Genomic DNA, 14,642 nt, shown 5'->3' with positions numbered 1-14,642 from the left:
ACGGGGTCAGCGGCAACGGCACAGGGCATGGTGGCGAGCAATGAAGACAGGGTTCCAGCTGCGGCGTGGTACGTCACGGGCGAAATCAATGGCCGGCCCTTTTCAGGGTGGCTGGGCGCACCCTATTGCCGGGAAGGTGAGGAAGTGGAACTGATTGCCGCGCCGGTGGGAGAGGAGTATCTGGTATATGCCCTTGTCCGGCCGCATGCGCGTTCGCTGACCATGCCACCGTGGTGCTACCAGGGAATACGACGGGCGCGAATAGACGCGATGAAAGTCCCCATTTCGATCGTTATTCTTCTGGCTATTCTGCTGCTGGTAGTGGGGTTGTATAAAGAAGATTGGGTCCTTAGTGAAGGATTACGACAAGTGATAACGATATTTTTGGTTACGGGAACCTTTCTGTATATCCTCCCCGCAATATGGACGATCTGGCGACGACATCCCTTTCCGAAAGAACAGCTGACGGAGGAGATATTGACTGTTGCTGGCTGGGATAATGTGACCAATATTGATTTGCGAAGATTAAAACGCAGAAGAATAAAAGAATTTAAGAAACAAGGGCGATCTATTCGATTACTTAAATCAGGATGGTGGTTTTTTTACTATTAGACTAATTTTATATGGGGTTTAATTTAAAAGTTAATGTTTATTACTAGGTGAGATATTATTATCTGATTATATAAATATGCTGGATAATTTTTTGTTTTTTCAAAAAATCACATCTGGATAGTTATATTGTTTTATAGTGAGGATTTATGTTTCTAGGTTTGGTCAGGCTCAATGATCCATTAAGTAGTGGTGGCAAAGTAATTTCTGTTTCGTCAACGATGATTATCGATGGTTTAGGTGTTGCATTACTTGGGGATACTGTTATATGCCCAATACCATTTCATGGCGTAAATAAGATAATCCAGGGTTCTACTGAGTGGATCTCAGATGGAAAACCAGTAGCTGTGCATAAATGTATGTGTCAATGCGGTTGCTATGTTATTTCAACACTTCCCTGTACGGGGATCTGGTAAGTTAAAATGAGTTGGAATATTCCTGATAAAAAGACAATGCAACCTGTACGTTCTATTAGGTGGGGCCGCGATAGTGGTGTTTTTTTCTCATTGTTAATAACTGTTGTTCTGCTATTTAGTTTATTTTATTATATTACTCATAATAATGACTGTTTTTATTATGCTTTTGTAATATCGCTAAGTATTTTTTTAGTATTCATTATATATATAGGGCTTCGATTATTTCAGGTCGGCGTATCTCTTGAAAGAAATGAAATGATATCAACGGAAAGTTCTAATATTGATTATGAGTGGTCTGAATGGGCATCAAGTTATATAAGTATTGTAGATTACAGCTATCTCTTTCCTGAAGAATCACAGATACCCAGTTTACTTGAAGGAAATGAGTTCAATGCCATTGGGTCCAGGGCATTACATTTTCCAGAATCGATTGACTATACGGCTTTATTCCATGAGTTATTAGCTCCTATAAGAGCCAGATTAATTGATATTCCTTCTGGAAAAGGTTTAGTTATTAACTTTATTGTTGGTCAGATGTCAGGAACTTCAGCATGGCAGTCTTTTTTATTGGCCTGGAAACGACTTGGGCTCTCTGATAATATAATTAAAAATAGTGAATTTATTTTGCACGATTATGTATTAAATATTAATGAATGGTTAAGCGTTACGGAGGATAGATTCAGGTTAATTATTGTAGGGGAGAAATCAACGGATACCAAAGATAATCACCATAAAACGGGTGATGGGATGTGTGCTTTTCTTTTTGCTGCACCGATGTTAGTTAATCAGAATAATATTGTCGAGAAAGCAAGGTTGTATAGGTCTATCTCTACGAATGATGATGAACTGCTCAAAGACCTTAACGATCTTATTTTTTATCAAGCCAGGGTTGGGATAATTGACAATTTATTGATAGGCAAACATAGCGATAAAAAAGATGTGGCTAAGGTGGCAGTTCTTCTTAATGAGCATAATAACAACCTTGAGCAATATTATGCAGAGTTATATATCGGCATTCACGGAGAGTTTGATATATGGATGATGTTAATGTTCTCTTTGTTAAATGGACAAAATGTGAGTGCTGTTGATCTAATATTATCGGAATCGGATGGGAGAATTATATTGTCGAGGGTTAAAAAAATTAGAAATCAGGAATAGATATATGAAGAAGTCCACCTTGTTGCTGCTATTTGGTCGGTTATGTATTTTAGTTGTCGTTGGTTTGATATGCTATGTAGTTCTTTTTTACTACGGAGAGTATTTGGGGGTGAGGACCCAATCAACAAGGATAATAGTCGTTACAACTGTTTTAATAGCACTATGTTATATTTTTAAATTATGGCAGTTGAATGCGCTGAAATCAGTGTTGATATCGTATGTTCCATTGTTAAAATATAAATCAATTGTTTATTCTTTTTTGCCATGGAAATCAGTTGATAAGACAAATGTTGGGAATAATATAACCACCACATTGGATAGTAATATATTCATTAACTTCCATTCTACACTTAAAGATAATTACGGCCGCCGCTGGCGCGCCAAAACGCATATCCTGCTGGTGATGGGGGATGTCATTCAGGTTGAGCTACTAGTGCCAAAACTCACCTCTCTGCGCTGGGTTGAAGGGGATGGCGTGGTGTTAATCTGGGGCGGCGGGCTAACTGATGTGCCAGATGCCACGCTGTTTGACGCGATACGCAAATTGCATCGGCGCCCGCTGGATGGAATTATATGGGTAACCCCCACTTTTCAGCACCAGCAGGCATTGGCTCAATCTGCACCTGTTGTCTCTTTAACCGCAGAACAAATAGATAATGCCGCTCGCCATCTTCAGACTGTTTTTACCACGCTTCGCTGGCGAGTGCCGTTATACCTTTGGTCGCTGCATGGCGCTCAATTCGTCCTGGATGACGTAACCCTGCACTCTGCGACGTGTTTGTTCCCTGCAGGATGCACTACAGCTTTATGTCGTTCGCAGTTGACCTCGCTGGCAATGCAGATGGCGGAGCAGGGCACGCAGCAGGTTACGTGCAATATCCGCGATAACTTCTTACTGAAAATGGCTAATTTGCTGATGCCTGGCGCAGAAGCCATCAGCGAATCGTTGTCCACTTTTTTTAGCCCGCACCGGCCTTTGCCGTTGGCGGCGGTCATCCTGAGCCAGTATGCGGAAAATACCTCATCGCGCGTTGCGCATGCCTGGATGCGTGATGAGCGCTGGCGTGCGCTGCTTGATTCGCTCCCTGCGTTACCTGCTGAACTTAGGGCACAGCGCACAGGCCGTTCAGGGATGCGCGTGTTGGCCGTCGGTACCGCTGGTTTGATGCTGCTATGGGGCGCAGGAATGGTGGTGTCTTTTTTGGCGAACCGCAATCTGATCGGCGAAAGTCTGGACCAGGCGAGACTGGCAGGTGGTGCGGATGAACCGCTCACCGAGCGTCTTACGGCGCTATCCTCGCTTCAGCAAACGCCAGGTCAGCTTCGCTGGCGTCAGCAGAATGGGGTGCCGTGGTACTACCGCTTCGGCTTAAGCCAAAATGATGCTCTGCTGGATGCGCTATGGCCGCGTTATACGCGTATCGCTATTCCGCTCCTGCGTGATGAAGCCGATCAACATCTCACTCAGGAATTAACGACTTTAACCCGGCTGGCTCCAGATAGCCCGCAGTTTGCCGCTCGGGCAAAGATCGCCTACAACCAACTGAAAATGTATCTGATGCTCTCCCGGCCTGAGCAGATGGAGTCATCGTTTTTTAGTCAGGCGCTGATGCAAGACTGGCCGGATCGCGCGGGTATTTCGCGCGCATCATGGCAGGGCGTGGGGCCAGGACTCTGGCAATTCTGGGGAGAACACCTTCAGGCGCATCCTGAATGGAAAATAGCAGCGGATAAAAATCTTATTAGCCAGGTGCGAACGCTGTTAATTCGTCAGATGGGGATCCGCAATGGCGAAGCAGCTTTGTATCAGAAAATTATTGAACAGGTGACTCCGCATTATACCGAGCTTCGTCTGGAAGACATGACCGGCGATACCCGGGCAGAGCACGTATTTTATACCCAGAGTTCGGTTGCTGGCGTATATACCCGCAAAGCCTGGGAAGAGGAGGTTTTGCCCGCCATAGAAAAAATTGTAAATAACCGCCGGGAAGAAATGGATCAGGTACTGGGAGATGATACGCATTCAGCAAGCGACCCTCTCTCTCCACTGGCGTTAAAGGCGCATCTTAGCGAGCGTTACTTCACGGATTTTGCCGACAACTGGCTGGATTTTCTCAACAGTATTCGCTGGAAGCGCACCCAGACGCTAAGCGATGCCATCGATCAACTCACGTTGATTGCCGATATTCGTCAGTCTCCTCTGGTTGCGTTAATGAATACCCTCGCCGTTCAGGGACGCACAGGGTTAACCGGTGAAGCGCTGTCGGACTCGCTGGTAAAGTCGGCAAAGGATCTCTTTAACACTAAAGAAAAGCAAACCATTGACCAGCATGCGCGCGAAGAAGGCCCTATGGCGAGTACCTTCTCGCCAATCCTGGCATTGATGGATGAACAATCGGCTGGCCAGGATATCAGTCACCTGAGTCTGCAAACCTACCTGACCCGGGTAACGCAGGTCAGACTGAAACTCCAGCAGATTACTAACGCTGCCGATCCGCAGGGAATGAGTCAGGCGCTGGCGCAAACGGTGTTTCAGGGCAAAACCATCGATCTCACCACCACGCGTGACTATGGCAACCTGGTGGCTGCCAGCCTGGGGCAGGCATGGAGTGGATTTGGTCAAAGTATGTTTGTTCAGCCGTTGGAGCAGTCATGGCAACAGGTGTTGCAGCCAACCGCAGCGGGCCTGAATGCGCAATGGAAGGCGCTGATTGTGAATGACTGGAACAGCGCTTTCGGTGGACGTTATCCGTTTCGCGATGTTGGTAGCGAGGCTTCTCTGCCGCTGCTGGCGCAATATCTGCGAAGCGATAATGGCCGGATCCCGCATTTTCTCGAAAGCCATTTAAGCGGTGTGCTGCATAAACAGGGAAGCCACTGGGTTGCCGACACGGTGAATGCGCAGGGACTGGTGTTTAATCCGGCGTTCCTTGAGGCGATAGACCAGCTCAGCCAAATTGCGGATGTCGCATTTATTCGTGGCGAAGCCGGGATGCGTTTTGAACTGCGTCCTGGAACGGCGCGGGATGTGATGCAGACTGACCTCGTGCTGGATGGGCAAAAACTCACCTACGTTAATCAGATGCCAGCGTGGAAAAACTTTGTCTGGCCAGCTGATACGCCAGCATCAGGGGCAACCCTAAGCTGGGTGAGTACAAATACGGGAACCCGAATCTACTCAGATAACCCTGGTACCTGGGGGTGGATAAGACTGCTTGAGAAAGCGGAGATAACCGACAACGCTGGCGTGAGCAGCGGTTTTAACCTGCGCTGGACTGCGCAGGATGGATTGCCGCTGAACTACACCCTGCGAACGGAAGCGGGTGAAGGCCCGCTCGCATTACTTAAACTCCGCGACTTTGAACTACCAGAAGCAATTTTTGTTGTTAGCGGCAAGATTTCCTCAGAGGAAGAAGAATGAGCGCTTTGAAACGTCTACTGGCCGCCAGCGCGGCTTCGCCAGATGAACAACGGCAACTAATGGAACAAGCGCAAACGCAGACTGTGCTATGGCAAAACTGGCTATTGCCAGTTTCAGCAGCCAACCCAGGCGGGGAAGATCCGGTCTATGATGATGATTTTCAGCGCATGCGAGAGGAGGTGAATAAACTTTCTGGCGCACAAACGGATCTCATCATTGAGCTCGCGGAAAAAATTCTGACCCATAGCTGTAAAGATGTCCGTGTTGTCACCTACTACACATGGGCGCGTTTGCATCAGGATGGTGAGTCCGGCCTGGCGGATGGTCTGATTTTGCTGGCTGGTCTGATGCAGCAATATGGCGATTCTCTCCACCCCTTAAGAGCCAACAGCCATAAGGCCGCCCTTGAATGGCTGGCAGGCGGACGAATGCTGGATAGTCTGGCGCGTTTTCCCGAGGTTTCACGACCTGACACGCAACGGATCGCCGGTGCGCTGATGTTGCTGGAGCAGCAGTTTAGTCAGCGAGAGGAGAGCATTCGTCCAGGGCTTGGGGCGTTGTATAGCGCGCTGGAGAATCGGCTGGCGCAGTCTGGCGGCGCTCAGGCATTGGTACCGCAAAATATCAGTGCTCAACCCAGCCGGCACAGCGCAGAAACTCCCGTTCTCAAAAGTATTGCCTCTGGCCGGGAGCTGCTGGAGCAGGCACGGTTGTTGGCGAAATACTTAAGCGATCAGCCGGATGGCTGGCTGGCGGCGCATCATTTGATGAAAAGCGTGCGGCTCGATACGGTCAGCCAGCTTCCTCCGCCAGATGGCACCGGACGTACACGCCTGGAATCGCCCAAGAGTGATTACCGCGCGCAGCTCAAGCGTCTGTATTTGCAGCAAAACTGGACTGAACTGATTGAGTTAACCGACAGCCTATTTGTTGAGGGAGTGAATCATTTCTGGCTGGACGTGCAGTGGTATCTTCATCAGGCGTTAAGCAGGGCGGGTTCGCCATGGGATAAAAATGCCGCCATTATCATCAGCGATTTGAAAATGCTGCTACATCGGATGCCGGGTCTGGAAACGCTGGCATTTAACGATGGAACTCCCTTTGCTGATGACGTCACCCGCGAGTGGATAGTCCGTGGCGTGCTGCAGGAAAGCGACTGGCAGACGGAAAAAGTCGCTGCGACTACCGCAGGGGCGAACGACGATATTCTGCTACTTGAAAACGAGGCGCTGGCGCTGGCGGATAGCGAAGGCGTTGAAGCAGCGCTTGCCTGGCTTCAGACTCGCCCCGGCATTATTTCACGTCGACAGTGTTGGTTACGCCAGCTGTTAATGGCCCGTCTGACGGAACAGTGTGGGCGCAACGATCTCGCGCTGCATTTGCTTGGCGAGTTGAATACGACTGCGCACTCTCTCACCCTCAAACAATGGGAGCCTGAATTGCTGTTTGAAGTCAAAGCGCGACGGCTGAAACTTCTGCGTTTAAAAGCCAACCGCAGTGAAAGTGACAAAGCGCGTCTGGCGCCAGAGATGGACTCCCTGTTGTCCGGTTTGGTCGCCATTGATCCCGCCAGGGCCGCCGTCTTGTGTGGTTAAAGCAAAAACAAAATAAGCGAACTGTAAAATGGAAGATTTAACTCTGCGTTATTATGACGCGGAAATGCGTTATTTAAGGGAAGCGGCAAAAGAGTTTGCGCAGGCGCATCCGGATCGTGCTGCCATGTTGGATCTGGACAAAGCCGGTATTCCCGATCCCTATGTGGAGCGGCTGTTCGAAGGTTTTGCATTTTCAATGGGGCGATTGCGCGCCAAAATTGACGATCATCTTCCTGAATTTACCGAAGGGTTGATGAGTCTGTTGTGGCCGCATTATTTACGTACCATTCCCTCCTTAAGCATTGTCGAACTTTTACCGGATTCTGATGTGCTGAAAATGAGCGAACGGATTAATGCGGGGTTTGGCGTATTGTCCCAGCCCGTCGGTCCTAAAAAAACGGTATGTCAGTATCGTACTACCCAGCCCGTCACGCTCAGCCCACTGTCTGTTACGGCGGTGAATGTCGATGCCGAACCTGACGGACGCTCGGTCATCCGTATGCGATTAAAGTGCAATCCACAGATGGACTGGTCGCAAACCGATCTGACGCGTCTCAGCCTTTACCTGAGCGGTGACGCGCCGGTGGCCCACGTGCTGCACCTTGCTTTGACAAAGCGTCTGGCCTCTCTTTATTTGAGATTCCCCAACAGCGTAGAACGTATTCTACTGGAGGGTTACTTTTCCCCGGGTGGATTTGCCAGTGAAGACAGTTTATGGCCAAAAGGCGATACAGCGTTTGGCGGCTGGCAATTATTGCTTGAATATTTTACGTTTCGCGAAAAATTTATGTTTGTCCATCTTAACGGTCTGGAAAAGATAACCTTTCCTGCGGGTATCGACTGCTTTGAAATTGAAGCGGTACTGACTCAACAGTGGAATTCTGAGCTTCCTCTGGGGAGTGAAAATATCCGCCTTCATTGCGTTCCGGTTATTAATCTCTTCACTCTGGAAGCCGATCCGCTGGTGGTGAATGGGCTTGAAAGCGAATATTTGCTGCGTCCGCGCAGATTGCAGGATGGTCACACGGAAATTTATTCGGTGGATGCGGTTTCAGGTTCGCAGCGGGCGCGTAATGCCGCCTATGCCCCATTCACCAGCTTTCGCCACAAGGGAGGCATGATGCGCCGTAATGCGCCTGAACGTTACTTCCATACACGCGTCAGGCGCGGCGTCTCGGGATTGTATGATACCTGGCTGATCCTCGGGGGAGATGCCTGGGAGCGGGATCGTCTTGCTGAGTATGAAACCGTGTCATTGAAAGTGACTGGCACAAACGGTCAGCTACCCAGACGAGCTTTGCAGAGTTCATTGCTTAATCGTTGTGAGCAGATCCTCCAGACGCCGCTTGCCGTGCGCAATCTGTGTAAACCGACGCTACCGGCTTATCCTCCCGCCGAGGATCGTTTTCACTGGCGCGTGTTGAGCCACCTGGGATCCAGCTTTCTGAATATGATGGCCAGCGCTGAAGTGCTCAAAGGAACGTTGTCTCTCTATAACTGGCAGGATGATGAGCTTAATTATCGTCGTCTGGATGCGATCATGGATGTTCAACAACATGAAATACAGCGCTTTGAAAAAGGATTTTTACTCCGTGGCGTGGACATCGAAATAACGCTTGATGAGAACGGATTTACCGGTGAGGGCGATATTCATCTGTTTGGAGAAATGCTTAACCGCTTTTTTGCATTATATGCGGATATTCATTTGTTTAATCAGCTTACTTTAATCATACAGCCGGCAGGGAAAAGCTTGCGATGGAAAGAGAATCACAATCAGCGGCTACCCGGCTGCTAAATAGCCTTGGCGAAAACCTGCCACGTACCAATTTTTATCGTTTCTGCCAGTTGTTGGAACAGGGGAACCCGTAAGCGCCAGCTCCAGGAAGCCAACAAAGTCCGCGCTTCGATGCCATTCGTTTTCGTCCTCATCCGGGGATGGGGTTCCCGGCGGGTGAGCTAAAAAGTGCAGAATATGATCCACAGCATCCCACACTACCGCCAACGGTTCGTGTCACTTTTATGGGGTTGTATGGCGTGGAATCGCCGCTGCCGACAACTTATCAGGATGATATCGCCCAGCGTCAGGAAGGTTCGGACGTTGCCGCTGAGTTTCTTGATATTTTTAATCACCGCTTAATTACGCAGTTTTATCGAATCTGGCGTAAATACAGTTATCCAGCGACCTTTCGCCCCGGCGGTACAGATGAAACATCGCAATATTTACTGGGGTTAACCGGGTTGGGGATTCCAGGATGCGCCGCACAAACGGAGGCCCCGTTATCGCGTTTTTTGGCGCTGTTAGGAATAATGAGAATGCCAACGCGTACGGCGGAAGGAATATCCGCGCTGGTTTCTTTATTATCGCCAATAACAAATATCACCGTGACCCCTCATGATAAACGCTTAATCCTGTTGGATAAGGCGTTAAAAATGAGTACGCGGCAACCCGTTAGTCTCCATTCTCGTCCGGTGATGGGGCATAGCGCCGTAGATATTAACAGTCAGGTGCTAATTACGCTGACAACGGATGTTCCCGATGAGGTTCGCGACTGGTTGCCCGGTGGTCAGCTTTACCATGATTTTCTTGCGCTGATGCACGTTTATTTAGGTGCCAGAGTGAATGCGAGGCTGCAATTACGTATTCCTCGCTCGGCGCTTCCGGATGCTCAACTTACCAGCAATAAAAGCGAACGCGCAGTACAGCTCGGTCGCACGGCTGTAATGCGTCTGGATAATCCGGAAATTAAGAATCAACTCATAACGATTAAACTTGGGCTCTGGCAAAGCCTTAGTCAACATGATCAGCGGAGGGAAGCCGATGAGACTGGCGATTATCGCTATTAATTTTGCCGTAATAACCGCAATGACCAGTCTGATTACCGGATGTGGCCTGACACAAAAAGTATCTGAAGGCACTGTGTCATTAACGAAGTCAATTTTTTATAAGGAAATTAAAACATTGCATTTGGATCTTTGCGCCAGGGAAGCCGCTAATAAAAATGCGCAGGGCATCGCGCTTTCAACAGTCGTACGTATTTACCAACTCAAAGATCGTAAAGCATTTGACTCAGCGAATTATCAGTCTTTATTTGCGCAAGACAGCACGGTGGTGAAAGCAGATTTACTGGCTCAGAAAGATATTCGGGTACGTCCTGGTGAAAGCGTAACTGTCGATATTCCACTTGAAATAGAAGCGCAATATGTTGGCGTGGCGGGAATGTTCATTTCTCCCGAACAGTCTGAGGATTCATGGCGTGTAGTATTAGGTCGTGAAGATCTCGATTCTGATAAAGCGCGAGTGATTGAATTAAATTCTCAGGCTTTGGTTCTTCTGATGCAGGAGGACGAGTCATGATTAAACGGCCTTCTCTTTATGACATCTTGTTGGGTAATTTTTCCGGTGGTTTTCCTTTGCACGAAGTTAGCGAAAACACACAGGTCATCTTGTCCGTCCTGGATAATATGCAGCGCATTTTGAATACGCGTGCCGGTAGCCTCAAACATTTACCCGACTACGGTCTGCCGGATATGACAAAAATCCTCCAGGGGATGCCAGGTACGGCGCATCAGCTTATCAGCACGCTTTCTCAGGTTTTGTTGAAGTATGAACCGCGACTAAAAGGTATTCAGGTAACGATGCAGGAGCAGGAAACGCCGGGGCATTTGCGTTATGCAATTGATGCTGAACTGCAGGACGTTGGCATTGTTCGCTATGGCACTGACTTTACCCCTGAGGGGCGGGTTCTTATTCGCCATCTTAAAAAGCAGGGCTGGCTTGAGACGAGAGTGTACTGACATGGAAAAGATTCGCATCACCACCGGTGGCGACCCGCGTGCTTTTACGGAGTTCGGGCAGTTACGCGATGAAATCAGCAAACTGACTCACCCCGCGCGCCCGGATGTTGACTGGCACCAAGTTGAACAGTTAAGCCTGACATTGTTTCGTCATAACGGCGTCGAACTGCAAACCCTGGCCTGGTATACCGTCGGCAGAACACGTAATACGGGTCTGATGGGGCTTGCTGAAGGCGCAGAACTCATGGAAGCCTTATTGACGCACCACTGGAGTGCTATATGGCCGCAGCAGACGCATGTCCGCGTTGAGATTCTGGCATGGCTGTCAGCCCGTTTACAGCAAGAATTGCGTACGCTGACGCTGTCATATGCTGATTTATCAATGGTGTATCGGGTTGAGCAGAGTTTAAAACATGTCTGCGAAGTGCTGCAACGGCTTGAGTTGAAAGCGCTGAGTAAACTGGAGGCGGTTGTTACCTGGATGCACAATGCTGCTTTGCGTCTGGAGAAAGCTGAAGCGGATTCGGGAGCGGGCGCTGTGATGATACCGGCTTCAGGTGCGACCATTAACGTTGAGACGTCTTTGCCACAGTTGGTCTTTGTGGTTAATGAACCCGTGTCACCAGAGCAATCGAGCGCAACGGTTTTTGCTACTCAAACCGGTCATGGAACCCGACGGATGTGGCTGGGGTTTGCTATCGGTGCCATGGTGACTGCGTGCGTAACTACAGGCGCTTTTCTTGGTATTATGCATATGCGCGCCGACGGATATGAACTGGTGAAGCCATTGCCGCAGATGCTGTCGCCAGAGCAATTGTCCACGTTGAGGCAATCTTCAGATTTGAAGGAGCAGAAACAGGAAATAATTGCCGCAACGCAAGGGCAATTGGACGTTTTACATGACCTGTCACCTCTATGGTCGAGGGAGTATGCCGCATCATTAGCGCAGCAGTTAGCCACCCTGTGGCCGGAAGAATCGCTGACGACGGAATTCTCAAGCGGATTACAAAAACAGTTAATCACGGAAGCGTTGCCGGAAAGCGCACTGCAAAACTGGCATCATGCCCAGCAGGGGCTGGAAGCGTTAACCACTCAGCTAAATGCACTCGATGAACGCAAAGGGAAATATCTGACGGGATCGGAGCTGAAATCAGCCATTTTCACTATCCGCCGCCAGCTTGACCAAACACCGCCGACAGAAGAGTTATTGCGTCAAATCGATGAGGAATTAAGCCAGCAGGGGAGTGTATCACCCGCGTTGTATCAGCAACTCGATATGCGGCTTAATCAGCTTCTTAATCGTTATGCGCTATTGAAACAAAGCGCCATGGGGAGGGAGTAAATTATATCAAACAAAAGCAAAAACCCGCCTTGTGGGCGGGTTCTTTAAATTAGTGGTGCCGGACTCGGAATCACATCCACGATTAAGGTGCTGTTTGTTATTGGTTTTACTGGTATTTCTCACAAACAGCGCCCCCACGAAGGCCCCCATAAAAAATCGCTTTATTTTTGTGAGGGTTATCACGAAAAATCGTCATTTTGCGAATGGGGGCTTCGTTATGTGTGGAGTCGGGTCCACATATAACGGCTTGAGGTACACATATAACGGCGTGAAAAACATACCTACCTCACCCGCAGGGTGTTGAGCCGTCACTCCTGCATTGGGCTTTACGTTGATATGTTGGATTAGGTGTTTTTGAGATAATATTTGACGGTGTTAATTATTATTTGTTGAATTACATAAATATTTTAATTTGTTTTTGAGATGTGGCCATGTGGCAGTTGAGATAACCAAACATCATGGCTCAATTCATTCCCTCAGAACCAGAGCTAAAAGTACTGCCCCAGAACACCTTCTAACTTGTTCACCACCGCTGCATATTTGGCCGGATTCTTATCATTCAGTACTGCTAGATTACGCAGCTTCCAGCGAATAGCCGGTAGATGTTGAATTTCAGGGTAGCGATACAGTGACCAGTCAGGGGTATTTTTCTTATAACTGAGCAAAAACTGGCGATCCCGCTCCGTAAGATGTGACTCCAATGCCTGCGGCAGCAAGGTCGTTACCGACAGAAGAGATTCCAGCGACGTTTCCCGCTGCGTCATGCCCGAAAATTCCTGGGCGTACAGCGTGGCGATCCGCTCTGTATCCCAGTTCGGAGCCAGCAATTCGGCGATAGGGCGGGGATGTCCTGCCAAATAGCAAAGAAAACCGTCAAAGATTTCGCGCGTCAGTCCCGGCTTCTCCAGCATATTCAGCACATCAAACAGATCGCGCGGATGCTGGCGGTCGAGTGCGGCGCAAATCTTACCGCCATAAAGATCCGCCAGTGAGACGACATTCATCGTGGTAAATCCATACTCCATTTCCACCTGTTCACATACTGGCATTTCTATTGGTGGCAACAGTAGCCCGCGCCAGACCGGACTTACCTCAATCTTTATCTGCGCGTCGGCGGTGTTAACGATGATGCGTTTTTCATCTGCTTTATTCTCCTGTCGGATAGCTGTGATCCCCGGTCTGCCGTTGAGCGATTCAGTAATACGCATCAGTGCGTCATTGATAGCCGCCAGATCGGTCTCTCGATCTGTAAAGGTCTTATACGCCAGATCGATATCCACCGACAGGCGAAGGAAATCCTGCACAAACAAATTGATTGCTGTGCCGCCTTTTAGGGCGAAACAGGGCTCCTTCGCCACATGCGGCAGGGTAGTCATTAATAGCCTGACCTGTCGGGCATAACTATCACGCATATCCATCTTCGACTCCCTCCGGTTTAAATGTGCGGGGAACGGTGATTTGATAATCCGGCTCCAGCCACCCACCGGGAACGATTTGCCGTTTTCCCGTGCCTGTTTCTATACCGCGTTGATCGAGATACTGAAAGTAAGGATGCGCATTGCGTCGGGCAAGATAGAGCATCACCCGGTTGGTTTTAACCGAATGGCTGGCACAGAGCAGCGTTTGTAATTTACGCGGGCTGAGAAGATTCATCCCCTGAAACAGGGCATCGGCATGTTCGAATGAGATCAACGAAGGAACGCCGTTGGCAATCTCATATGCAGCCAGTTCCGGGGCACTGCCCGTTAACTGCCGATCACCGATATTCAGTTTTATCGTGAATGGCGTTATATCGACGGTGAGGCCAGAGGTATACAGCGTGACAAACGTCGCGGATTGTTCAAAATCGGCTAACCATCCCGGCAGTTTGACGTAAGCCGGGAGCGCCAGCCAGACCTGCGGCCTGCCCGGTTCTGTATAGTGGGCATGTCCCTGTAGCGCAAGGCTGGTCAGCCCGGCCACGCGAACAGGTTTTTCCCACTGTGTTTGCAGGCAGTAAACCGCGTCCATCCAGTCTGGCTCGCGGCCCATCCGGCAGTATACGCCGTGCGCGATCCGCCTGATCCAGCCATTCTGCACATAGAGGTAAGAGAGCTTACGATCTATGCCGTTGCGGGTAAGCCATGACTGGAGCAACACCTGACCGGGTAGGGTGTTCTGCATCAGCCAGTTTAGATAGTTTGGCAAATGTCGCCTCGTGATGGACAATTTAGAAAATTATTAAACTACCCTGGATTCATCAATACAGCATAACAATATTTAGTTTGATTATTTTATATTATGTCGATATTAAATCGACATAATAT

General features: G+C 49.1%; 11 protein-coding genes and 1 pseudogene. 10 read left to right on the top strand and 2 right to left on the bottom strand.

Translation table 11 applies throughout. The features are described 5' to 3' along the window. From OGX91_RS17630 to OGX91_RS17585, 10 genes and pseudogenes are all read left to right on the top strand, one after another. Positions 1–612: putative type VI secretion system effector (locus OGX91_RS17630; protein WP_286627030.1), on the top strand; the 612-nt coding region annotated here is incomplete at its 5' end. 146 nt (positions 613–758) lie between these two features. Continuing rightward, positions 759–1,025: a PAAR domain-containing protein gene (locus OGX91_RS17625; RefSeq protein ID WP_008321243.1), complete on the top strand. Its 267-nt coding sequence runs from the start codon at positions 759–761 to the stop codon at positions 1,023–1,025. Between the two features lie 6 nt (positions 1,026–1,031). Beyond that, positions 1,032–2,183: a KPHS_23130 family T6SS system protein gene (locus OGX91_RS17620; RefSeq protein ID WP_149692397.1), complete on the top strand. Its 1,152-nt coding sequence runs from the start codon at positions 1,032–1,034 to the stop codon at positions 2,181–2,183. Positions 2,184–2,187: 4 nt separating this feature from the next. After that, complete coding sequence (locus OGX91_RS17615; protein WP_502873373.1) at positions 2,188–5,604, top strand: ImcF-related family protein; 3,417 nt, start codon at positions 2,188–2,190, stop codon at positions 5,602–5,604. Continuing rightward, entirely contained in the window at positions 5,601–7,199 is a 1,599-nt protein-coding gene (tssA, locus tag OGX91_RS17610; RefSeq protein WP_286627025.1) for a type VI secretion system protein TssA, read from the top strand. Before OGX91_RS17615 ends, tssA begins: the two co-directional genes overlap by 4 nt. Before the next feature lie 28 nt (positions 7,200–7,227). Continuing rightward, the gene (gene tssF / locus OGX91_RS17605) at positions 7,228–8,994 is read left to right on the top strand and encodes a type VI secretion system baseplate subunit TssF (protein ID WP_286627023.1); all 1,767 of its coding nucleotides are present in this window, start codon (positions 7,228–7,230) and stop codon (positions 8,992–8,994) included. After that, positions 8,955–10,043, top strand: a pseudogene (gene tssG, locus OGX91_RS17600) (type VI secretion system baseplate subunit TssG). Before tssF ends, tssG begins: the two are co-directional and overlap by 40 nt. Beyond that, positions 10,018–10,554: a type VI secretion system lipoprotein TssJ gene (gene tssJ, locus OGX91_RS17595; RefSeq protein ID WP_286627020.1), complete on the top strand. Its 537-nt coding sequence runs from the start codon at positions 10,018–10,020 to the stop codon at positions 10,552–10,554. Before tssG ends, tssJ begins: the two are co-directional and overlap by 26 nt. Further along, positions 10,551–10,994 (top strand): type VI secretion system baseplate subunit TssE, encoded by a 444-nt coding sequence (gene tssE / locus OGX91_RS17590; protein ID WP_040229942.1) that lies wholly within the window; start codon positions 10,551–10,553, stop codon positions 10,992–10,994. The genes tssJ and tssE overlap by 4 nt, the downstream gene beginning before the upstream one ends. Position 10,995: 1 nt before the next feature. Continuing rightward, positions 10,996–12,336: a VasL domain-containing protein gene (locus OGX91_RS17585; protein ID WP_149692391.1), complete on the top strand. Its 1,341-nt coding sequence runs from the start codon at positions 10,996–10,998 to the stop codon at positions 12,334–12,336. A gap of 488 nt (positions 12,337–12,824) precedes the next feature. On the opposite strand, the gene OGX91_RS17580 is transcribed toward OGX91_RS17585, so the two are convergent. Next, positions 12,825–13,754 (bottom strand): nucleotidyl transferase AbiEii/AbiGii toxin family protein, encoded by a 930-nt coding sequence (locus tag OGX91_RS17580; protein WP_149692390.1) that lies wholly within the window; start codon positions 13,752–13,754, stop codon positions 12,825–12,827. Beyond that, positions 13,741–14,523, bottom strand: a complete 783-nt coding sequence (locus OGX91_RS17575) for a type IV toxin-antitoxin system AbiEi family antitoxin domain-containing protein (RefSeq protein WP_188092844.1) — start codon at positions 14,521–14,523, stop codon at positions 13,741–13,743. Before OGX91_RS17575 ends, OGX91_RS17580 begins: the two co-directional genes overlap by 14 nt. Between the last annotated feature and the right edge of the window lie 119 nt (positions 14,524–14,642).

This window comes from Citrobacter sp. Cpa228, from assembly GCF_030333085.1.
Lineage (GTDB): Bacteria > Pseudomonadota > Gammaproteobacteria > Enterobacterales > Enterobacteriaceae > Citrobacter > Citrobacter pasteurii.
This window is presented reverse-complemented; position numbering and strand designations above follow the sequence as displayed.

Coding starts and splice junctions, on each gene's coding strand:
- OGX91_RS17625 (WP_008321243.1), top strand. CDS start 759: ATGTTTCTAGGTTTGGTCAGGCTCAATGATCCATTAAGTAGTGGTGGC.
- OGX91_RS17620 (WP_149692397.1), top strand. CDS start 1,032: ATGAGTTGGAATATTCCTGATAAAAAGACAATGCAACCTGTACGTTCT.
- OGX91_RS17615 (WP_502873373.1), top strand. CDS start 2,188: ATGAAGAAGTCCACCTTGTTGCTGCTATTTGGTCGGTTATGTATTTTA.
- tssA (WP_286627025.1), top strand. CDS start 5,601: ATGAGCGCTTTGAAACGTCTACTGGCCGCCAGCGCGGCTTCGCCAGAT.
- tssF (WP_286627023.1), top strand. CDS start 7,228: ATGGAAGATTTAACTCTGCGTTATTATGACGCGGAAATGCGTTATTTA.
- tssJ (WP_286627020.1), top strand. CDS start 10,018: ATGAGACTGGCGATTATCGCTATTAATTTTGCCGTAATAACCGCAATG.
- tssE (WP_040229942.1), top strand. CDS start 10,551: ATGATTAAACGGCCTTCTCTTTATGACATCTTGTTGGGTAATTTTTCC.
- OGX91_RS17585 (WP_149692391.1), top strand. CDS start 10,996: ATGGAAAAGATTCGCATCACCACCGGTGGCGACCCGCGTGCTTTTACG.
- OGX91_RS17580 (WP_149692390.1), bottom strand. CDS start 13,754: ATGGATATGCGTGATAGTTATGCCCGACAGGTCAGGCTATTAATGACT.